Raw genomic sequence first — 20,072 nt, forward strand, 5'->3', positions numbered from 1 at the left:
TCTCGTAAATCCGCTTCAGACATACACTTCCGGGCAAGGTGTAGTTCTACCTTTTTAGGGTCAATACGCATGGTTTACCTTCCTTTCTTGTTAGTATGTTAATTTTCAAGGTACATTGTGGTTTCCCACGACAAGGCCGTTTGGCCTTGTTTCGGCAAGTAACCGGCTTGCCATCATCGGGTGGGTTATTCACATTTGAAGGTAACTTTGTGGCCGGGATTCTCTTTGACAAGCTGGGCTTTCAGATCGTCCACCATCATGTTGTTATCAAGGGCCGCTTGCACCACGTCCACCAGCTTCTTCCCGTCCAGGTAGGCCCACACAGTGGTTTTCTTTCTCCTGGTTCTCATATCGTTTCCGCCCTTTCTACCCTGCTGGGCTTGGTTTGTTTTTAGTTCCGATATCGTTCCGGTAAGACTATAATAGCACCGTTTTTGTTCCGTGTCAATAGGGAATCAAAAATTTTTAGAAAAAAGTGTTCCATTTTCGTTCCAAACGTGCTATACTACCAAAGAGAGAGGTGATTTCATGGATATTAAAGCAATCGGGGAGAAAATAAAGCAACACCGAAAAATGGAAGGTCTTACCCAAGAGGAATTAGGGAAAAAAGCAGGATTGTCTACCATGAGTATTAGGCGATATGAAAATGGTGATCGTATAGCGCCAAAAGAAACCCTGCAAGCCATAGCAACAGCTTTGAAAATCACCCCATTTAGTTTGATTGGCCCTGAATGGTGGGATATAGAAATGGGGCAGGGAAAAGCGGAAAAACTTCATAGGGCCGTTGCCATGGAGCGTGGAATTATTGCCATGCTTGAAGAAATCTACGGGACTGTTGAAAGTAAAGAGGTTTTTTCCGAACATTGTGGTGGAGAAGGACATTATTATCTTGTTGGTAAGGCTCCCAATACTTTTATTTTATATGATGGTGATATTAACGCATTGGAGCAGGCTACAAAGGCTTCAATTCCTGCTTTGGTGGAACGGATGAAAGATAGTCGACCAGAGGATGAAGTAATCAGAGAATATCAAAAGGAAATTGAGGAACAGGCTTCACAACAAAACAAATAACCTCATTGCAAGCCCACAGAGGGCCTATAACGGGGTTTTAGATAGGAGGTAATATCCCAATACTTTTTACGGGTCAAAACGCCTTACAAGGGCATTACAGGCAAAAAGAAGAATCCCCACGGCGGCAACCGTAGGGATTCCGAAAGCACCACACCAACAGAAACTCGTCAAAGAATCGTGGAATGGCACTGTTATTGTACCATTCCTTGGTTCGCTATGTCAAGAAAGGAATGTACAATGAAATTACCTTCAGGCTACGGCTCCATATCGAAGTTGTCAGGCAACCGCCGCCGTCCGTATGTCGTGCGAAAGTCCAAAGAGGGCGGGGGCTTCACTATCCTTGGATACACAGCTTCCAGGGAAGAAGGCTTGGAACTGCTGGCCCAATACAACGCCAATCCGTGGGACATTGACCGGGCAAAACTCACGCTGGGCGGCTTGTTTGACCTCTGGAAAGAAAAGAAATCCGGGAAGCTGGGAACCTCAAACCGCTATACACTCTTTGCGGCCTATCGGTATTGCGTCCCGCTGGCAGATAAGCCCTATGCCCAAATTCGGGCCTATGAAATGCAAGAGTGTATTGACACTTGCGGCAAAGGCCCCGGTACAGAAGCGGGCATTAAATGCTTATGGGGGCATCTTGACCGGTTTGCCCTGGAACTGGATATAATCACCCGCCAATATTCCGATCTCCTTACATCGGCCCCCCGTCAGGAAACAGGTCGGACACCCTTCACCACGGAAGAAATTAAAACCTTGTGGGCGCATCTGTCGGAACCGTGGGTGGATACTGTCTTAATCTTCATCTATTCCGGGTGGCGTATCTCTGAACTGCTGGCACTCACTCCCGCAGATGTTGATCTTCAGGCCGGGACAATGAAAGGCGGAACCAAAACCAAGGCCGGGAAAAATCGCATTGTTCCCATACATAGCAGAATCCGCCCCATGGTGGAACGGCGCATGGCTGAAGGTGGCCCCCGGCTGATCTGCTCCAAGGGCAAGCCCATATCAGATCAGCAATACCGGCGATTTTGGGCGGCACTCATGGACACCCTACACATGAAGCACACCCCGCATGAGTGCCGACACACTTTTGAAACCCGCCTTGATAGTGCCGGGGCCAATCGGAAATGTATTGATCTTATGATGGGCCACGTTTCCAAAGATGTTGGCAACAGGGTTTACAATCACAAGACGCTGGAAGAACTGAAAACTGCCATTGAACTTTTAACGATTTAAGGGTTGAACTGTAACACGTTTGCAACACATACCCGGAAAAACCTTGATATTTCAGGGCTTCCGGGTATGTGTTTCTTTGTTCCCACAAAGACTCGAAACTGCGGTTCCCGGCGTTGCCGGAAACCGCAGTTTCTGCTTGTTGGGGTAGCACCCCAAACCCCTTTTTCAGCCCCGTGGACGGGGCTGGCTGCGCGTTCGGTTCCCGAACGCTATTGTTTCTGCTCCGCAGAAACAGACGGAGCCTGCGCCCCTTGCAAAACGCAAAACGGCAGTCCTACCTCTTGCCGCCGTCATCGAATGGCGGCAAGACTGACAAGAGTTTGCCTGAACAATTCCCAAATCTCGTCCAGGCGGTTCTGCAAATCCTCAATGTCCGCCTCATAAATACTCCCGGTTTCGTTCGCCCGCTTAGCGTACTGGTTCAGATTATTCGTACACCGTTGGAGCATGACAGTAAGCTGGCGCACATCCTTCAAGTCCAGCCGGATACAAATTCCGTCCAGCGCCATCTTGCGGACATAGGCGCTCATAGTCAGAATTCCGGCGTCCTCCATTTTGAGTTTTATCCGCTCCTTGTCCTCCGGCGAGATGCGGATTTTCAGTTCTTCGGTTCGGTTGCTCATTGCTTTTTGGCTCCTCCCCTCGCAAATAAAATCAAGCCGTTTTTGATTTCCGACATCGTGCCACAAATGTTCGTCTTTAATTCGTTCATAGCGTTCCTCCGTCATTTCAGATGGTTTCGGTAGCGGCTACCGATAATACGATGCGAGTCTATCTCCTTTCCTACGACCGCAAGTCCTATTCACCACAAATGAGCCGCAGTCATATGTATTTGGTGGCAGAAACCACCCTCTACATATTAACTCTCAATAAGGGATCGTGCCAAAATTCGCCGGAAAGCTTTGTGCCCCGTTCTGTTGTGGGACTTCTTACTTTTGCAAATCGTTCAAAACAGGCAGCAGCGCGTCCAGCACAGCCTTATAGCCGTCGGCATACAGGTGCATGCCCTCCACCGTATACCCGGCCTTTAAGCGGCCCTTTTCATCCTTCAGGCCGCCGCCCACATCGTGAAAGGAAGCGCCCGCGCGTTCTGCCAGGGCCTTTACAGCGCGGTTTGCCTCCTCCAGCACAGCGTTGGTGCGGAAGCTTAAAACCTCCGCCATAAAGGGATCTGCGGCGGCCTCCCGGTTCACTGGATAATAGGCCAGCAGGTGCAGGCCTGCCTGGGGCAGGGCCTCTTTGATTTTCCCCACAATCTCTCCATACCGCTCTAGCATCCCTGCAAGGGAATAGTCCGGGCCGTTCATGTCGTTGGTGCCGATGTTGATGAACACATGGGCTGGCCTAAGCTGCAGCACGCACACGTCCAGCACCTCTAAAAGCTGGGTGGTCACAAACCCGCCAATGCCCCGGTTATACACCTGCCAGGGCAGGCCCTCCCCCTGGATAAGCTCGTAAAGAGGAAACTGCTCCATGAGACTGGAACCGGTGAACACGATCTGCCCCGGCTTTGCAAAGCGGTTTAAACGGCGGTAGTTTTCAATCTTCTGCTCTGTCTGGCGGCGGTTAAAGTCCTCCATAAAAGCCTGTACAGCATTTTCCTGCATAAGGAAGCCTCCATTCCATATGGTGCTTTTCCCGCACCACTCCTTTTTTTACGCCTGCCGCCCGATGGAAAACCCCTGGCTGTACGTCCTCCCTCACGGTATTTGAATAGCGTTTTTGTGGTGTTTTCTATGTCTCTTATTGCGAAAAACAGCGTAAAATCGTTATTTTTGTGTGGCGTATTTTTATTTGTATGATTTCTTGGCGCCGTTTTGGCACCAAAATGATTTTCTCCTTATCCACCCTTATTACATGGTGCTAGCACCATGTATAAATAACATTAACAAGGAAAATATCAATTCGTTGTCCTCCACCACTCTAATCAACAAACCAGAAATTATTTACTTCTTATACTGTAATCCAATATCTTTTCATTTTGCATCCATCAACGTCTATGATTTTCTCAAAAACTCCACCATTCGCAATTATTACTTTTTCACTTGCTGCATTCTCACTATTACAAGTGACAAGAAGTTTTTCTATTCCCATTGATTTTGCATTTTGTATATTCAACCGAAGCATTTCCTTTGCATAACCTTTGCCGCGTTCAGAAGGACGCACTGAATACCCACAATGCCCTCCCCACGTTCCAAGAATAGGATGATTTATGTGATGACGCAAATCTATCACGCCTACAACCTTGTCATCTCTCTTGCGTACAGCTAAGTATGTATGAGAAGGAACAGTCGCTCCCGTATCACCACATGTTTCTTCACTTTTTCTAAGTTCACATATTTTTATCCACTCTTCAGAAGACTTACTTACATCAAGCGACATACAACCTGCAAATTGATCTTCATTTTCTGCGTCGCATTCCAAAATTTCTTGACGAAATTTCCATATTTCATCTGCATACATCTGCTGAGACTCTATTAATAAAATTTGATCCATTCTAATATCTCTCCGTAAATTCCGATTTTTTCATTTAATTATATCACTTCCGTTCCTCACGGAAGGCGTATATCCACCACACCGCAGGGCGCTTTTCCTTATGGCTTATGGCTGCGCCCGCTGCCTGGCCGCCTCATACAGCAGCACCGTACAGGCACAGGCTACATTAAAGGAGGACGCGGCGCAGCCCTCTGCCATGGGAATGGTGCACAGAGCATCACAGGCGTTTTTAAAGGCATAGCACAGGCCGTCGGTTTCATTGCCTACCATGAACAACAGGGGGCCTGCCAGGTTTTCCCTGTAAAGGGGCATCTGTTTGTGGGCGGTGGTGCCCAGCATCCGCAAACCGGGGTAACGCGCCCGCATCCCTTCTATAAAATCCAGGACAGAGCGGTTGTCCCCGGCGTGAATGGCGGGCACCCGAAAGAAGGATCCCATAGAAGCCCCCGCCACCTCCGGATCGTATAAATCCACCCCATGGCCTGTGAGGACTAGCCCGCTGGCCCCCAGCGCATCACAGGAGCGCAGGATAGTCCCCAGGTTGCCCCGGTTGGAGGGGCGGTCGAAAAGCACCCATAAGGGGTTTGCCGGGGTGTTTAGCTGGGAGAAATCGTCCAGGCGCATTTTCACCACAGCCAGCAGCTCCGAGGTGTCCTCCTTGCCGCTCAGCTCTGCCATCAAGCCTGGGGCAAGCTGATAGTTGCACGCTGTGGGGATATCCGCCAGCATGTCCTTGGCCCAGCCGGACAAGGGTATCCCCTGCCCGTATAGGAAAGAGGAGATTTCCCAGCCGTTTTTTACGGCTTCGTTCAGGTTGCGCACACCCTCCACAAAAAATTCCCCGTAGCGGCGGCGCTTCTGGCGGTTGGTTTTCAGCACCTGGAACTTCTGATACGCCGCGTTCCGGCTGGCTATCCGGCGGGTTTCCATACTCTGTGCCCCCTTTTTTGCGGTTTATTGGTTTCCTCCGCTGCCTGCCCGCCCGGCCGGGTGGTTTTCTCCGAAAACCACCCCTGGGGGCTTCGCCCCTCCGCGCCGGGGCCGCAGGCCCGGCGGGCCGGGCGGCCAGCGCTGTTTCTCCTATCCAGGGTCGGACAGCCCTGTTGTAATCCTAAGCCAGCTTCAGCGGCTCTCCCGCAGGGCCTCTGCAATGGCCCGGATGCGCCCTGTGTCGATCTCTGTGGGCAGGGTGCAGTCGGCCCCTAAAATGAACCCGGTTTGTCCATAGCGGGCAACCGCGTCCCTGGCGGCCTGGGCCAGTTCCTCCACTGTGCCCTCTACCATCACGCCGCTGCGGTTTGCAAGGCCGCCCATAATGGTCTTGCCGGGGAACAGCTTCCGGGCATCCTCCACAGAATAGGGCGCCTCGTAAATGCCCCAGTTCACCACGTCGCACACGTCATTATAGCCCTTATAGCGCTCCATTTCCAGCCCATCCTTGCAGATGTGCAGGAAAGCCTTGCACCCGGCCTTCTGGATTTCCGAAAGGATCAGCTTGTCAAAGGGCGCAATCCACTTTTCAAACTCTTCCGCGGTAAACCACCGGTGCTCCGCCCCCAGGGAAGCGTAATAGACAGCGTCCACCCCGGCTTTCCCATAGCCATGGGCCAGGCTGCACATGCCTTCGGCAATACGGGCCATAGCGTCCAGGACAGGCTGGCTGTCCTCCCGCAGGTGCTCTGTCAGCAGGGTGCGCACCGGATCATAGCCATACACTGCCTCAATGGGATGGATGGAGGAGGCGGTAATGCCATGGAGGGTGCCCATGGTGAAGCCCTCTGGCTGGCAGCGGCTTAAAATCTCCTTGGTAAATTCCAGTTGGGTGTGGATGAAGGGGGTGTTCTCATCCATTTTGCCAATGCATGCCCAGTCTGCCGGAGCCTTGATAGTCCCATAGTTGGGCACCAGGTTCTCGTTCATAACCTTCAGGATGTCTGTGTCCGTCTCCTGAAAGAAGTCCAGATGGGCCTGCACCCCGGCTTCCCCGCTGTTTTTCTCCGGCGGGAAATGGAGGGAGAAGCCGCAGGGGACAAAGTCCACAGGCTTCCCGGCAATGGCTGCATACACGCGTTCTTTTTTGTTCATAGCTTTGACAACTCCTTATATAGATTTATATACTATAGTAAACGCGCTTGAAAACCGGTACAGCCCGGTTTTCAAGCAGGCGGCGTTGCCGCTGGTTCAAAAAACGCTGCCGCCTCTTTTGAACCGCGTTCACTATACACGTTGAAATCCTTTTATAAATATACCGGCCCCACAAAAAGACAAAAACGGGGGAGCGCCCGAAAGGCCTCCCCCGCAGGGCGTCATTACTTTGTCTCCACTTTTGCCATCAGGTTTTTCTCCGGGGGCACAGGAGAAGCGTGCCAGATGCTGCCCGCATAGTCCCGGATGGCCCGGTCTGCGGCAAAGCGGCCTGCGTTGGCAATATTCACCAGGCCCATCCTGTTCCATACCCGCTGGTTCTGATACAGCCGTTCCGCCCTGAACTGGGCCTCCCGGTAGGATTTGAAATCCGCCAGCGCCATGTACCTGTCCTCGCTGATAAGGGCATGGAAGATGTCCTGGAAATGCTGCCCGCCAATGCCATGGTTCAAAGAATCCATGGCCCGGCGCAGCAGGGCGTCATGCTGATACTGGAGGGTGGGATTGTAGCCCGAGCGCTTCAGCTCCTCCACCTGGGAGGCGGTCATGCCGAACAGGATGATGTTTTCATCCCCCACAGCCTCGTGAATCTCCACATTGGCCCCGTCCAGGGTGCCCAGGGTGACAGCGCCGTTTATCATAAACTTCATGTTGCTGGTGCCGCTGGCCTCTGTGCCGGCCAGGGAAATCTGTTCGCTGATTTCAGCGGCAGGGGTCAGAAGCTCTGCCCAGGTGACGCAGTAGTTCTCCACAAACACCACCTTCAGCTTCTTGTTCACCCGCTGGTCATTGTTGATCACTTTAGCCAGGGCCGCGATAAACTGGATAATCTGCTTGGCAAAATAATATCCCGGGGCGGCCTTTGCGCCGAAGAAATAGGTGTGGGGGGTAAAGTCCGCGTTGGGGTTTTCCAGCAGCCACTGGTAGGTTGCCAGGATATTCAAGGCGTTCATGTGCTGGCGCTTGTACTCATGAAGGCGCTTCACCTGCACGTCGAAAATAGAATCGGGATCCACTGTGTCGTTCTGGGAGCGCTTCAAATAGGCTGCCAGCCGCTCTTTATTTGCCCGTTTGATTTTTTCCAGCTTGTCCAGCACAGCCGGATCGTCTTTATACTGCAAAAGCCCGGAAAGCTTGTCCGCGTCATAGATATAGTCCCTGCCGATAAGCTCTGTCACAAGGGAGGCAAGCTGGGGGTTCGACTGGTTCAGCCATCTCCGGTGGGCAATGCCGTTTGTCACGTTTGTAAACTTATACGGCTCGTCCATATAGAAGGAATGGAACAAGTCGTCCTTTAAAATCTCGCTGTGCAGGGCAGATACGCCGTTTACGCTGTGGGAGCCAATCACCGCCAGGTTTGCCATCTTCACATAGCCATTGGAAATGGGGGCCATGCGGGCAATGCGGTTGTGATCCATGCCCTTTGCCTTCATGTCCTCCCAGAAGCGGCGGTTGATTTCCTCCACAATCTGGTAAATCCGGGGCAGCCGCATCCGGAACAGGTCGCAGCCCCAGGTTTCCAAAGCCTCGCTCATAACGGTGTGGTTGGTGTAGGCCACCGTGCGCTTGATAATGTCCCAAGCCGCGTCCCAGCCATAGCCGCACTCGTCCAGCATCACCCGCATCATTTCCGGGATAGCCAGCACAGGATGGGTGTCATTCAAATGGATAGCCGCCAGCTTCGGCAGATCGTCCAGGCTGCTGTGGGAATACAGGTGCCGCCGGATAATGTCCTGGATGGAGGCGGACACCAGGAAATACTGCTGGGAAAGGCGCAGAAGCTTGCCGTCCGTGTGGTTGTCCTCCGGATACAGCACCTTGGTGATAACCTCTGTCATGGCCTGCTGCTCCATGGCCCGCATATAGTTGCCGCTGTTAAACAGGCTCATGTCAAATTTGTTGTTCTCCGCTCTCCACACCCGCAGAAGGCTTATGCCCCTGCCGTCCATGCCCGCTACATACAGGTCATAGGGCACAGCGGTGACGGTGGTGTAATCTTTGTGGCGGACGGAATGGTACTGGTCATGCCACTTTTCCTCAATGTGCCCGTCGAAATGCACCTCCACAGAACTGTCCGGCACCTGCTGCATCCACACGCTGCCTCCGGGAATCCAGAAGTCGGGCAGCTCGGTCTGCCAGCCGTCCACCAGCTTCTGGCGGAACAGGCCGTATTCATAGCGCAGGGAGTATCCCATAGCCGGATACCCCTGGGTGGCAAGGCCGTCCAGGAAGCAGGCCGCCAAGCGCCCCAGGCCCCCGTTGCCCAGGCCCGCGTCCGGCTCCTGCTCATACAGGGCGTCCAGCTTGATGCCCATTTCCGAAAGGGCTGTGCGGAACGGCTCCTCCAGCCCCAGGTTATACAGGTTGTTGCGCAGAGAGCGGCCCAGCAGGAATTCCATACACAGGTAATAGATCTGTTTTGTCTCCGTCTTTTCAGCGTTTGCCACAAACTCCGCCCGGCCCTTTGCCAGCAGCTCCCGCACAGTGAGCACCACAGCCTTGTAATATTCCTCGTTGCTGGCGTTTTCCAGGGAGACGCCAAAGGTGTGGGACAGCCTGTCCCGGATGATTGTTTTGATCTGCGAAACGGTCAGATTGTAATTCATCACTAAAAACCTCCTAAAACTATAGGAAAATAACAATTTTTTGCAACCAAAGCAAGATGTTTTCCTGTAATACTAGTCATTATAGACTAAAACCAGCAAAAAATCAACCATAATAAGGCAGGAAAGGGATAATTTTCCCCAGGGGAATAATGGCTTTCTTTTTTCATCATAACACAACCCAGGGCCTGTGACAATACCAAAATTGCGGGTTAAATCCATTTTTTGCCGCCAAAGGCAATTTTTTTCCGAAAACCCGGGGAAAGGGCTTCCCGAAAGGCCTTTTTTGCACTATAATAAAGATATATGTACACAGATGCGCAGGAAAGGATGATAGGGCTGTGGAAAAAAGGCGGATGCGGCTGGATATAAACGGGGTGGTGTGCGGGCTTATCACCCAGGAAAGCGAGGAATACATGAGGGGCCTGGCAGACGAGGTGGGCAGCCTGATGCGGGGGGTGCTGGAAGCCTCCCCTTACATCACCCGGGAAGCCGCCGCTTTGACGGCAGCCCTCTCCTGCTGCGACGACGCCCGGAAAAACGGCAGGAAGGCCGCCGCCCTCCAGGAGCGGGTGGACGAGCTGGAGGTGGAGTCTGAGCTGTGGCAGGAGGAAAAGGAAGAGCTTTTGAAATCTGTGGTGGATTCCCAGAAGGATGCCAGACTGCAAGAGCGGGTGGCCCGCCTGGAGGCGGAAAACACCGCCCTGGCAGACGCGGCCCGGCAGGCCAGGGAGCTGGAGGAAAAAGCGGCCTCCCTGGAGGATGAGAACAGCGCCCTGCGGGAAAGCGCTTCCATGGGCGCCCAGGCCCTGCGGGAGCTTTCCGCCCTGCGGGAAAAGTGCCAAGCACTGGAAGAAGAGCTTGCAAAGCACGCACCCCAGGACGGGGAGGGGGAAAAGCTTCTGCGCCTGGAAGGGGAGATTGAGGAGCTGCAGCGCCAGGCGGAGGAGCAGTCTGCCCGGGCACAAAAGGCAGAGGACGAAAAAGCCGCCGCTGTGTCTGCGGCCAAGCGGGCCATGGAAGAGGCGAAAGACATGATGGACGAGCTGCGGGAGGAAGCCCAGAAGGCCCGGGAAGAGGCCAGGCGCCTGCGGGAGCAGGGCGCCTCCCCCGCCCTGGACGCCTTAGAGCGGCAGGCCCAAAAAGCTCAGGAGGCAGAGGAAGCCCAGCCTCCTGCCCCGGCAGAGGAGCCGAAGCCTAAGGAAAAGCCCGCGCCCCGGAAAAAGCGGAAAAACCCCCTGCGCTATGAGGAGGATTTCCAGCAGGAAGGGTTTGTCAGCTTCTTTGAAAAGAAGGGGTAGGCCCCCTGAACCTCTAAAAACCTTTAAGTTTTTCTTTGTGTTTTAGAAGCGAGGTGGACAAAACATGGAAATCCTTGCGCCGGCAGGCGGGCCAGAGGCCCTGCAAGCGGCAGTGTTCGCAGGGGCGGACGCGGTATATTTAGGCGGCCCGGCCTTTGGGGCCAGGGCCAGCGCCCGGAATTTCTCCCGGGAGGAACTGCGGGAAGCGGTGTCCTTTTGCCGCCAGCGGGGCGTGCGGGTACATGTCACCGTAAACACCCTGCTGCGGGAAGGGGAAATGGAACAGGCCCTGGAATTTGTGGCGTTCCTGTGCTCCCTGCCAGTAGACGCGGTGCTGGTGCAGGACATGGGGCTTTTTTTCCTTTTGCGGGAAAAAGCCCCTGGGTTGCCCCTCCACTGCTCCACCCAGATGAGCCTGCACACCCCCTTAGGGGCAAAGCTTTTGTATGATGCAGGGGCCAGCCGGGTGGTGCTCAGCCGGGAGCTGAGCCTGGAGGAAACCGGGGAAATTGCCCGGGCCTGTCCGGTGGAGCTGGAAAGCTTTGTCCATGGGGCGCTGTGCATGTCCGTATCGGGCCAGTGCTATTTCAGCGCCCTTCTGGGGGGCCGCAGCGGAAATCGGGGCATGTGCGCCCAAACCTGCCGCCTGCCCTTTGCCGCTCCCGGCGGCACAGGCCACGATTTGTCCCTGAAGGATCTGTCCTTCATCCCGGGAATGGGCAGGCTGGAAAAGGCCGGCGTGTACTCCGCCAAAATTGAGGGGCGCATGAAGCGGCCGGAATATGTGGCGGCGGCTGTGTCTGCCTGCCGCCGGGCCGCGGACGGGGAAGAAATCCCCCCGGAACTGCTCCAGAACCTGGAGGCAGTGTTCTCCCGCTCCGGCTTCACCCAGGGGTATCCCGCCGGGAAGCGGGGCCGGGAGATGTTCGGCGTGCGCCGGAAGGAAGACGTGACAGGGGCTACGGAAAAGGTGCTTTCCTCTTTGCGGGGGCTGTACCGGGGGGAGAACCAAAGGGTTCCTGTCTCCCTCTCCCTGTCCCTTTCGGAAAATTCCCTCACTGTCACTGTTCGGGACAGGGAGGGCCGCCATGCCTGCGCCGTAGCAGCCATGGATACACAAGCCCCCGCCCTGCCCCGGGAGCGCATCCTCCAGCAGTTAAAAAAGACCGGGGGCACGCCTTTTTTGGCAGAAGAACTCCAAGCGCCCCAGGAGGCACCTGTGCGGGTGGCCCAGCTAAACGCCCTGCGCAGGCAGGCTCTGGAAGGACTTTTGCAGATGAGGGGGGAAGCCGCGCCTATCCCCTTTGCCCAGGAACCTGTGGAGAGGCCGGCCCGACATCAGTCGGCAGGCTTTTCCCTGCGGGGGGCTTTCTCCCGGATAGATCAATTGTGCCCGGAGGCAAAGGGGCTGGATGCCCTCCTCCTGCCTTTAGAAACAAGCCTGGACGACCTGAAGCGCCTGGGAGAGGAGGGTTATCCCCCTGTGCTGCTGGAGCTGCCCCGGGCCATGTTCGGGGAGGAAAAGGCTGTAGGCCGGGAAATGGAGGCAAAAATGGCGGCGGGCTTTCAGGATTTCACCTGCGGGAACCTGGGGGCCTTGGCCCTGTGCCGGGAACTGGGGGCAAAGGCCCACGGCAGCTTTTCCCTGAACATCTGGAATTCCTGGGCGCTGGAAGCGTTCCGGAAGCTGGGCCTTGCGGACGCGGAGCTTTCCTTCGAGCTGGCAGGCCGGGAGGCAGGGGCCTTGGGGGGCAGCCTGCCCCGGGGGATGATGGTTTATGGGCGGCAGGCCGCCATGCTCACCAGGAACTGCCCTCTGGCAAACGGGCCAAAGGGCTGCCTGCACTGCAAAACCCCTGGCGCACTAACCGACCGCATGGGAAAATCCTTCCCGGTGATGTGCCGGAAGGGCGGCTGCTGGGGCGTAGAGGTTTTCAACAGCGTGCCCCTGTGGCTGGGCGGGCTTCCCCTTGCCGGGCTGGATTTTGGCGTTTTCCGGTTTACCCTGGAGAATTCTGCCGAATGCGAGCGGGTTTTGTCATGTTTCAGCGGGGATGGGGCCTTGGATGCCCCCTTCACCCGGGGGCTTTACCGCCGGGGCGCGGAGTGATTGTGGAAAACTCTGTGGAAAATGTGGAGTATTATCCCGGAAAACGGCTTGTCCCATAGGGTTTGGCGATGTTAAAAATGTGAAAACCTGGAAATTCCCCGGTTTAAAACCGGGAAGCCGGGAAATTTCCTTAAAGAGTAGAAAAAAACTCTGTGAATAAGCTGTGAATAATGGTAAAAACCGGCTGTTTTTTGGCATTTTGTAAACAATTTGTCATCTTTTAGGTGCGGGCCAAAGGGGAAAGGAGAAGGCATGGAAGAAAAGGTGCTGAAAGTAAAACTTTTAAAGGAGGGGGCGGCGCTGCCCTGCCGGGAAACCGCTGGCAGCGCGGGCTTTGACCTGCGGGCCTGCCTGGAAGCGCCCCTTCTGGTAGAGCCGGGGGAATGGGCCATGGTGCCCACAGGCCTTGGGGCGGAAATCCCCCAGGGGATGGCGGGTATGGTGTTTTCCCGCAGCGGCCTGGGCACAAAAGGCGGTATGGTGGTGGCCCAGGGCGTGGGCGTGATTGACAGCGACTACCGGGGGGAGATAAAAGTCCCCCTGCGGAACATGGGAAAGAAAGCCTATGAGATCCAGCCCGGGGAGCGCGTTGCCCAACTGGTGCTGTTGCCGGTGTGCCTGCCGCCCGTGGAGGAAGCGCAGGCGCTCTCTGCTACCCAGCGGGGCGAAGGCGGCTTTGGCAGCACAGGGAAATAGGCATATCTGGTAGGAGAACCGGAAAAGCTGGGCATATATGCGGAATTTTTCGGGTTTCTGCGAATTGTTCCGGCAGGGCAGTTGAGAATTGGCGGAAAATAGGGTATAATAGCAACGTGACGAAACGTTTTGCGAAGCAATGCGTTTTTGCATCCAAGACGCGGGAAGCGCAGGATGTGACTTATACGTTTAGGCACGCGCCACGGACACGCTGCAGAAAGCAGCGGCAGCGTAACGCAACGCTTTTCGGAGCAATGCGTTTTTGCACCTAAGACGCGGGTTCCCACCTGCCGGTTCGGCCGGTGCTGATTGCCACTGGCAATCAGCACCACTCACTGCGTTCGTTGCTGGGCGGAGGATTTTCGCCGCGCGAAGGGTTCGCGCGGCTCCGCTGAGTCACCGCGCAGCTGAAGTGCGGCAGGGGCGGACAGATAAAACGAAGGCAGAAACGAAGCGTGATTTTTCAAAAGAGGCGATATAAAGTAAACGCGGCAGGCGGGCGCCGGGAAAGGCAGAAGTATAAATGGCTGGATTATCAAATTTTTTCTCTATGTTTTCCATGTTTTCCAAGGATATCGGCATTGACCTGGGCACAGCCAACACCCTGGTGTTCATGCGGGGCAAGGGCATTGTTATGCGGGAGCCTTCTGTGGTGGCGGTGGACGTGCGCACAGACGAGGTGCTGGCGGTGGGCAAGCAGGCCAAGGAAATGCTGGGGCGCACCCCCGGCTCCATTGTGGCGGTGCGGCCTTTGAAGGACGGCGTTATCGCGGACTTCGATGTGACTGCCGCCATGCTGAAATATTTTATCAAAAAGGCCTTGAAGGCCGGGGCTTTAAGCCGCCCCCGCATTGTCATCTGCATCCCTTCCGGGGTTACGGAAGTGGAGCGCCGGGCTGTGGAGGACGCTGCAAGGCAGGCTGGCTCCAACAACGTGGATCTGGTGGAGGAGCCTATGGCGGCGGCCATCGGCGCGGGCCTGCCTGTAAGCGAGGCCACCGGCAGCATGGTGGTGGACATTGGCGGCGGCACCAGCGAGGTGGCTGTTATCTCCCTGGGGGACATTGTGACAGCGGTTTCCGTCCGCATGGCGGGAGACAAGTTTGACGAGGCCATTGTCACCTACGTAAAAAAGAAATATAACCTGCTGATAGGCGAGCGCACCGCCGAAGAAATCAAGATGCGCATAGGCTCGGCTTTTCCCACAGAGGAAACTATCAATTCTTTTGTGGAGATAAAGGGCCGCAACCTGGTGGACGGCCTGCCCAAGAATGTGACCATCCACGCTGACGAGGTGCGGGAAGCCCTGACGGACAGCGTGATGATTGTGGTGGAGGCCATTAAGGATACCCTGGAGCAGACCCCGCCGGAGCTGGCGGCGGATATTATTGACCGGGGCATTATGCTGACAGGCGGCGGCGCCCTGCTGCGGGGCCTTGACCGGCTGGTGAGCCAGGAGACAGGCATCCCCGTCCATGTGGCGGAGCGCCCCCTGGACTGCGTGGTGGAAGGCACAGGCAAGAGCCTGGAGGTGGAACTGCCCAAGTCCTATTACCGGGCGCGGAAAAGAACCTGAGAGGAAAGCGCCTGTATAGCAACTCTGCCCGGGTGGGTACCGGGCGGCTGAAAGTTTTTGAGGGATTCCCAAGGGGACTTTTTTCAAAAAGTTCCCTTGGGGCGGGCGCAGGGAGAGGAAAAAGGAGGACTGCCGTGGGGCTTTTATGGCCCCGGGCAGTCCGTATTCGCTTTATAGTCGATTAAGCCCCAGGCTATGTTTTGGGCTTAATCGGATAAATGAGTCATGTTGGTTTGCCCCCGGCGGGCAAACCAACCGACAGGATATCGCTGTGCGATATCCTGCAACTTGAAAAATATATTTTTCAAGTTAAGTGACTAAGGGCTTGTTTGAAAAATCGCAAACACCGTCTTTTTGTCCAAAACGTGCGTTTTCTGTGTTGGAAATCCTCGACAGGCGACAGCCTGTCTTGCGGTTTCCGCCTTGAAACCACCCCGTTTTGTCTCAAAAATTCGGCACTTTCTCTATTTTCAAACAAGCCCTATAGGAGGGCCGTATGAAGGATTTTTTTAAGGGAAGCTCTTTTAAGGTGTTGGCGATTGCCGTGGTGGTGCTGCTGGGGCTGGCAGCCTTTACGGCCACGGCGGGAGGCGCCTTTGTGGCGGGGCTTTTAGGGTTTGTCTCCGCGCCCATGCAGAGCATTGCCACAGACGTGACTGGGAACATGACGGAGTTTTTAGACCTGGAAAGCTATTCCAAGGAGGACCTGCAGGCTTTGGTGGAGCAGCTCCAGCAGGAGCGCAGCGCCCTGGCCCAGCAGCTTGTGGACTATGAGGAAAAGAAGCGGGAGAACGAGCAGCTTAAGCAGCAACTGGCAATCGCCCAGCTTGAGCCGGAAAACGAGATGCGCTCGGCCTCGGTGATTGGGCGGGATCCCAACGAGGTGTTTGCCGGGTTTTCCATTGACAAAGGCTCCCTTTCCGGCGTAAGCGAGGGGGATCCGGTGATTACCAGCCAGGGCCTTGTGGGGGTGGTGAGCCAGGTGTACGCCACCAGCAGCATGGTGACCTGCCTGCTTTCAGAGGACTTGCAGGTGGCGGCGGTATCCATAGACCGGGAGGAAAGCGGCGTTATCACCAGCGACATCATGACCGCAAGCGCCGGCCTTCTGCGGCTGAACTATCTTTCCAGCGAGACAAAGCTGGAGAAAGGCGACATCATCACCACTTCCGGGGCTGGGGGGGCATATCCCGCCAACATCATCATCGGAGAGGTGCAGAGCGTGGAGAAGTCGGAAAACGACATCTCCAAATACGCGGTGGTGAAGCCCTATGAGGATTTGGCCCACGTGAAGGACGTGCAGGTGATTGTCAGCTTCCCCGGCAAGGGGGAGGAGGCCCCTGTGCGGCCAGAGGGCGAGGAAGATCCTGCCAAGGAGGACGGCGAATGAGGGACTTTAACCGGGTTATACGCTGCCTTGCCTACACCCTGGAGCTTCTGGTGCTGTTTATGCTGCAGGAAACCCCGGGACTGCTGCCCCCTATTTACGGCGTGCGCCCGGTGCTGCTGCTGCCTGCGGTGATAGCGATAGCCCTTTTCGAGGAGGAGATTCCCGCCATGGCCTTTGGCATTGTGGGAGGGCTTTTCTGCGACTTCGGCCTGGCGGGGGCTTTGGGCTTTCATGGGGCGGCGCTGGCGGTGCTGTGTTTTTTCATCAGCCTGCAGAGCAGGAGCGTGATGCAGGTGAACCTTGCCACAGCCCTGATTACGGGGGCGTGGTCTATAGGGCTTACGGTTTGTGCCCAATGGTTCTTTTTGTATTATTTTACTTACTCCATGCCGGAGTATGCTTTTACCCATCACTACCTGCCTAAATACTTTTATACCATGCTCTTTGTGCCTCTGCTCTACCTGCTGAACAAAGCCCTGTACCAGGCCCTCCGCCCGGCAACGTGACGTTGCATCCAAGACGCGGGGGACAGAGATGGAATTTTTCGCCGCATAAAGAGTTTATGCGGCTTATGTGGGCCATCGCGCAAGCGTGACGCTCGGCTGGAATGCGGCGGACGCAGGATACAGTTTGTACGCTTAGGCACGCGCCACGGACACGTTTCGGGAAGCAGCATAAAAACTGGAGAAATAAAAACACACAGGACGCGCCCCGTAAGAGTACTTGGCCGAAAAGGCTGCGGCGGTGGGGCGGCTGGTTTTAGAATCAAATCCTTTTTTCAAAAGGATTTGCAGGGTTTGGGACGGAGTCCCAAGGTCTTGGAAGCGGAGGTGTGCAAATGGAAAAACCGAAGATGAGACGGCCGGGACGCTTTGCTATATGCATCCTGCTCGTGCTGCTGGTTTTCACAGGCTTTGAGCTGCGGCTGGTGCAGTGGCAGCTTGTGGACGGGGACAAATATGAACAGCAGGCTTTAAGCGATTTGACAGACACCATTGAGATAGACGCCGCAAGGGGCGAGATTTGGGACAGTGACGGGAACGTGCTGGCAGGCAACCGCACCTCCTACGACGTGATATACAACGCCCTCTACATGGACTATACCCGGGGAAAGCGCAACGCCACCATTTTAGAGGTGGTGGATCTGCTGGAAGAATACGGGGAGGAATGGGTGGACAGGCTGCCCATTGAGCTGACCGAGGAAGGGGAGTATGTCTTTAAAGAGGACAGCGAAAGCGAGATTGCCCGGCTGAAAAGCAAGGACATGCTGAACCTGGCGGACTATGCCACGGCAGACGACTGCATGAACGAGCTTGCAAAGCTTTACGGCTGCCAGGGACTTTCCCGGCGGGATATCCGCACTATCACCTCTGTGCGCTACGGCATGACCATGGACGGCTATTCCCGGCACAATCCCTATACCATTGCCAAGGACATTTCGCCGGACATGGTGGGCATTATCAGCCAGGTTTCCAGCCAGTGGCCGGGGATTGAGGTGCGGGTAAGCGTTACCCGGTATAACGGGGAGGACGGCACCCTGGCCCCCCACGTGCTGGGGATGGTGGGCGCCCTTTCCGGGGAACAGTATGAAAAGGCTGTGGAGAATGGCACTGCCTACAGCAGCAAAAGCAGCAACCCCAATATTTCCGGCTACAAATGGGCGGACGTGATGGGCCAGGGGGGCGCGGAAGCCGCCTTTGAAAGCGAGCTGCGGGGCAAGCGGGGCCAGCAGTCGGTTTTTACGGATGAGGACGGCAACGTGGTAAGCACGGCCCTGACCGTACAGCCTGAGGAAGGACATACGGTGCAGCTTACCCTGGACAGCGATTTGCAGCGGGTGGCAAATCTTTCCCTGGAAAAGAATATTAAAGGGAACACCGAGGCAAAGGGCTGCGTTGCCGGGGCGGCGGTGGTGCTGGATGTGAAAAACTTCGGGGTGCTGGCCTGCAGCACCTATCCCAGCTATGATTTGAACCGCTACCTTTCCGACAACAAATATTATAATGAACTGCAAAAGGACGAGGAGGCAAAGCCCCTTTTTAACCGGGCTTTGGGAGGAAGCTTTGTCCCTGGCTCTGTATTCAAGCCCCTGGTAGCCATTGCGGGGCTGCAGGAAAGAACCTTCAGCGCGGGAACGGCGCTTTATAACTGCAACAGGATGTTTGAGTATTATGATTTGAGGCTGGGCTGCACAGGCGCCCACGGCTTTGCCAATGTATATCAGGCCCTTGCCAACTCCTGCAACGCCTATTTCTGCCAGGCGGGCCTGGACATCACCATTGCCAAGCTGGACGCTTACGCGGAATATTTCGGCTTGGGCCAGTATACCGGGGTGGAGCTGTATGAGGCCCAGGGGATTATGTCCAGCCCCCAGGAATATATGATGACCTACGGCACCCCCTGGACAGACGGCAACACAGCCCAGACAGCTATCGGGCAGCTTGACAACCACTTTACGCCTATCCAGCTTGCCACCTACTGCGCTACCATCGCAAACGGCGGCGTGCGTAAGCAGGCCCATTTCCTGGACAAGGTGTACGACTACACCGGGCAGGAGCTGCTCCAGGACTTCCAGGCCCCGGTGGTGGCAGACGCGGGCATATCCAGCGACGTAATGGGCGTGGTGTGGGAAGCTATGCGGCAGGTGTGTACCCAAGGAACGGCCCGGGACGTTTTCGGCGACTATCGGGTGGCCCTGGCTGCCAAAACTGGCACGGCGGAAACCTCTGACCGGGAATCCGGGGGGACGGAGCCGAACCTGAGCTTTATTTGCTTCGCGCCTTTGGACGATCCCCAGATAGCGGTGGCAGTGATGCTGGAATATGGCAACGACGGCCCTTATGCCAAGAACGTGGCAAAAGACATTCTGGATCAGTATTTTGGCTTTTACACCTGGGATGAGGACGGAAACCGCCGCAATCCCGAAGGCAAGCTGGTGGACGAGGATGGCAAGGTAATAGAGGACGACGAGGACGAGGACAACCCCTCCTCCCAGCCGGAGGAGAGCAGCTCCGAACCGGAGGGCGATGTTTCCCCCTCCCCCACCCCCTCCCGGGGCAACGACATCCCGGACGCGCCCTATACCGGCGGGGAGGTTCCTTCCGCGCCGGAGGATCAGGAAGAGGAGCCCAGCCCCTCCCCCAAGCCCAGCAACGCGCCCAGCGGCGCTCCCTATTACAAAGGCGGGGCCAAAAAGGACGGCGGCGATGTTTCCAACAGCCCTGAAAGCTCCAGCGATCCGGAGGGGTAAGCTGGCAGGAAAAGGCTCCCGGCCCGCAAACAGCCGGTTCCTTGAACCGGCTGGCTGCAAAGCAGCCGCGGGGACATGCGCGGCATGTTCCCGCGTTTGCGGGCCGGGGCCTTTTGGGAAGCTGCGCGGCAAGGAAAAAAGCCCTTTCCCTATAAATTTGACACAATTTTTCCGGCAAAGCAATATTTCTTTTTG

The 20,072-nt window shown here is 55.7% G+C and carries 16 protein-coding genes; 9 read left to right on the top strand and 7 right to left on the bottom strand.

What is annotated here, in order from left to right; translation table 11 throughout:
• Nucleotides 1–185 precede the first annotated feature (185 nt).
• Entirely contained in the window at nt 186–350 is a 165-nt protein-coding gene (locus D1841_RS08005; RefSeq protein ID WP_166554243.1) for a hypothetical protein, read from the bottom strand.
• 178 nt (nt 351–528) lie between these two features.
• Between D1841_RS08005 and D1841_RS08010 the strand changes: the two genes are divergently transcribed.
• Complete coding sequence (locus tag D1841_RS08010; protein ID WP_160642808.1) at nt 529–1,071, top strand: helix-turn-helix domain-containing protein; 543 nt, start codon at nt 529–531, stop codon at nt 1,069–1,071.
• 237 nt (nt 1,072–1,308) lie between these two features.
• On the top strand, nt 1,309–2,310 hold the full coding sequence (locus D1841_RS08015; protein ID WP_201751268.1) for a tyrosine-type recombinase/integrase: 1,002 nt from the start codon (nt 1,309–1,311) through the stop codon (nt 2,308–2,310).
• 290 nt (nt 2,311–2,600) lie between these two features.
• Here the strand turns inward: D1841_RS08015 and mobC are convergent, their stop codons facing one another.
• The 6 genes from mobC to D1841_RS08045 form a co-directional block, all read right to left on the bottom strand.
• Entirely contained in the window at nt 2,601–2,933 is a 333-nt protein-coding gene (gene mobC / locus D1841_RS08020; protein ID WP_160642810.1) for a plasmid mobilization relaxosome protein MobC, read from the bottom strand.
• A gap of 306 nt (nt 2,934–3,239) precedes the next feature.
• Nucleotides 3,240–3,917: a GDSL-type esterase/lipase family protein gene (locus D1841_RS08025; protein ID WP_160642811.1), complete on the bottom strand. Its 678-nt coding sequence runs from the start codon at nt 3,915–3,917 to the stop codon at nt 3,240–3,242.
• A gap of 346 nt (nt 3,918–4,263) precedes the next feature.
• Nucleotides 4,264–4,806, bottom strand: coding sequence for a GNAT family N-acetyltransferase (locus D1841_RS08030; protein ID WP_160642812.1), 543 nt, complete (start codon nt 4,804–4,806; stop codon nt 4,264–4,266).
• A 105-nt stretch (nt 4,807–4,911) separates the two neighbouring features.
• Complete coding sequence (locus D1841_RS08035) at nt 4,912–5,736, bottom strand: RNA methyltransferase (protein WP_160642813.1); 825 nt, start codon at nt 5,734–5,736, stop codon at nt 4,912–4,914.
• A 192-nt stretch (nt 5,737–5,928) separates the two neighbouring features.
• Nucleotides 5,929–6,891, bottom strand: a complete 963-nt coding sequence (locus D1841_RS08040; RefSeq protein ID WP_160642814.1) for a uroporphyrinogen decarboxylase family protein — start codon at nt 6,889–6,891, stop codon at nt 5,929–5,931.
• 224 nt (nt 6,892–7,115) lie between these two features.
• Complete coding sequence (locus D1841_RS08045) at nt 7,116–9,557, bottom strand: glycogen/starch/alpha-glucan phosphorylase (protein WP_160642815.1); 2,442 nt, start codon at nt 9,555–9,557, stop codon at nt 7,116–7,118.
• 338 nt (nt 9,558–9,895) lie between these two features.
• Between D1841_RS08045 and zapA the strand changes: the two genes are divergently transcribed.
• The 7 genes from zapA (at nt 9,896) to D1841_RS08080 (ending at nt 19,877) form a co-directional block, all read left to right on the top strand.
• Nucleotides 9,896–10,855, top strand: coding sequence for a cell division protein ZapA (zapA, locus tag D1841_RS08050; protein WP_160642816.1), 960 nt, complete (start codon nt 9,896–9,898; stop codon nt 10,853–10,855).
• 64 nt (nt 10,856–10,919) lie between these two features.
• The gene (locus D1841_RS08055) at nt 10,920–12,965 is read left to right on the top strand and encodes a U32 family peptidase (protein ID WP_160642817.1); all 2,046 of its coding nucleotides are present in this window, start codon (nt 10,920–10,922) and stop codon (nt 12,963–12,965) included.
• A 252-nt stretch (nt 12,966–13,217) separates the two neighbouring features.
• Entirely contained in the window at nt 13,218–13,661 is a 444-nt protein-coding gene (gene dut / locus D1841_RS08060) for a dUTP diphosphatase (RefSeq protein WP_160642818.1), read from the top strand.
• Nucleotides 13,662–14,220: 559 nt separating this feature from the next.
• Nucleotides 14,221–15,237 carry a rod shape-determining protein gene (locus D1841_RS08065; protein ID WP_166554245.1) on the top strand — a complete coding sequence of 339 codons (1,017 nt, stop codon included), beginning with the start codon at nt 14,221–14,223 and terminating at the stop codon, nt 15,235–15,237.
• A 496-nt stretch (nt 15,238–15,733) separates the two neighbouring features.
• Nucleotides 15,734–16,627, top strand: coding sequence for a rod shape-determining protein MreC (mreC, locus tag D1841_RS08070; RefSeq protein ID WP_160642820.1), 894 nt, complete (start codon nt 15,734–15,736; stop codon nt 16,625–16,627).
• A complete protein-coding gene (locus tag D1841_RS08075) occupies nt 16,624–17,133 on the top strand; it encodes a rod shape-determining protein MreD (protein ID WP_160642821.1) in 510 nt (169 codons plus the stop codon). Before mreC ends, D1841_RS08075 begins: the two co-directional genes overlap by 4 nt.
• A gap of 332 nt (nt 17,134–17,465) precedes the next feature.
• The gene (locus D1841_RS08080) at nt 17,466–19,877 is read left to right on the top strand and encodes a penicillin-binding protein 2 (protein ID WP_160642822.1); all 2,412 of its coding nucleotides are present in this window, start codon (nt 17,466–17,468) and stop codon (nt 19,875–19,877) included.
• Nucleotides 19,878–20,072: the final 195 nt, after the last annotated feature.

Origin of the sequence: Neglectibacter sp. X4, assembly GCF_009917365.1 — a bacterium.
GTDB lineage: Bacteria > Bacillota > Clostridia > Oscillospirales > Acutalibacteraceae > Acutalibacter.

What these genes read in the sequence shown, in the direction of transcription:
- D1841_RS08080 (WP_160642822.1), top strand. Translation starts at nt 17,466, where the DNA reads ATGGAAAAACCGAAGATGAGACGGCCGGGACGCTTTGCTATATGCATC.
- mreC (WP_160642820.1), top strand. Translation starts at nt 15,734, where the DNA reads ATGAAGGATTTTTTTAAGGGAAGCTCTTTTAAGGTGTTGGCGATTGCC.
- D1841_RS08075 (WP_160642821.1), top strand. Translation starts at nt 16,624, where the DNA reads ATGAGGGACTTTAACCGGGTTATACGCTGCCTTGCCTACACCCTGGAG.
- D1841_RS08010 (WP_160642808.1), top strand. Translation starts at nt 529, where the DNA reads ATGGATATTAAAGCAATCGGGGAGAAAATAAAGCAACACCGAAAAATG.
- D1841_RS08065 (WP_166554245.1), top strand. Translation starts at nt 14,221, where the DNA reads ATGTTTTCCAAGGATATCGGCATTGACCTGGGCACAGCCAACACCCTG.
- D1841_RS08030 (WP_160642812.1), bottom strand. Translation starts at nt 4,806, where the DNA reads ATGGATCAAATTTTATTAATAGAGTCTCAGCAGATGTATGCAGATGAA.
- D1841_RS08040 (WP_160642814.1), bottom strand. Translation starts at nt 6,891, where the DNA reads ATGAACAAAAAAGAACGCGTGTATGCAGCCATTGCCGGGAAGCCTGTG.
- dut (WP_160642818.1), top strand. Translation starts at nt 13,218, where the DNA reads ATGGAAGAAAAGGTGCTGAAAGTAAAACTTTTAAAGGAGGGGGCGGCG.
- D1841_RS08025 (WP_160642811.1), bottom strand. Translation starts at nt 3,917, where the DNA reads ATGCAGGAAAATGCTGTACAGGCTTTTATGGAGGACTTTAACCGCCGC.
- D1841_RS08055 (WP_160642817.1), top strand. Translation starts at nt 10,920, where the DNA reads ATGGAAATCCTTGCGCCGGCAGGCGGGCCAGAGGCCCTGCAAGCGGCA.
- D1841_RS08035 (WP_160642813.1), bottom strand. Translation starts at nt 5,736, where the DNA reads ATGGAAACCCGCCGGATAGCCAGCCGGAACGCGGCGTATCAGAAGTTC.
- D1841_RS08015 (WP_201751268.1), top strand. Translation starts at nt 1,309, where the DNA reads ATGAAATTACCTTCAGGCTACGGCTCCATATCGAAGTTGTCAGGCAAC.
- D1841_RS08005 (WP_166554243.1), bottom strand. Translation starts at nt 350, where the DNA reads ATGAGAACCAGGAGAAAGAAAACCACTGTGTGGGCCTACCTGGACGGG.
- D1841_RS08045 (WP_160642815.1), bottom strand. Translation starts at nt 9,557, where the DNA reads ATGAATTACAATCTGACCGTTTCGCAGATCAAAACAATCATCCGGGAC.
- mobC (WP_160642810.1), bottom strand. Translation starts at nt 2,933, where the DNA reads ATGAGCAACCGAACCGAAGAACTGAAAATCCGCATCTCGCCGGAGGAC.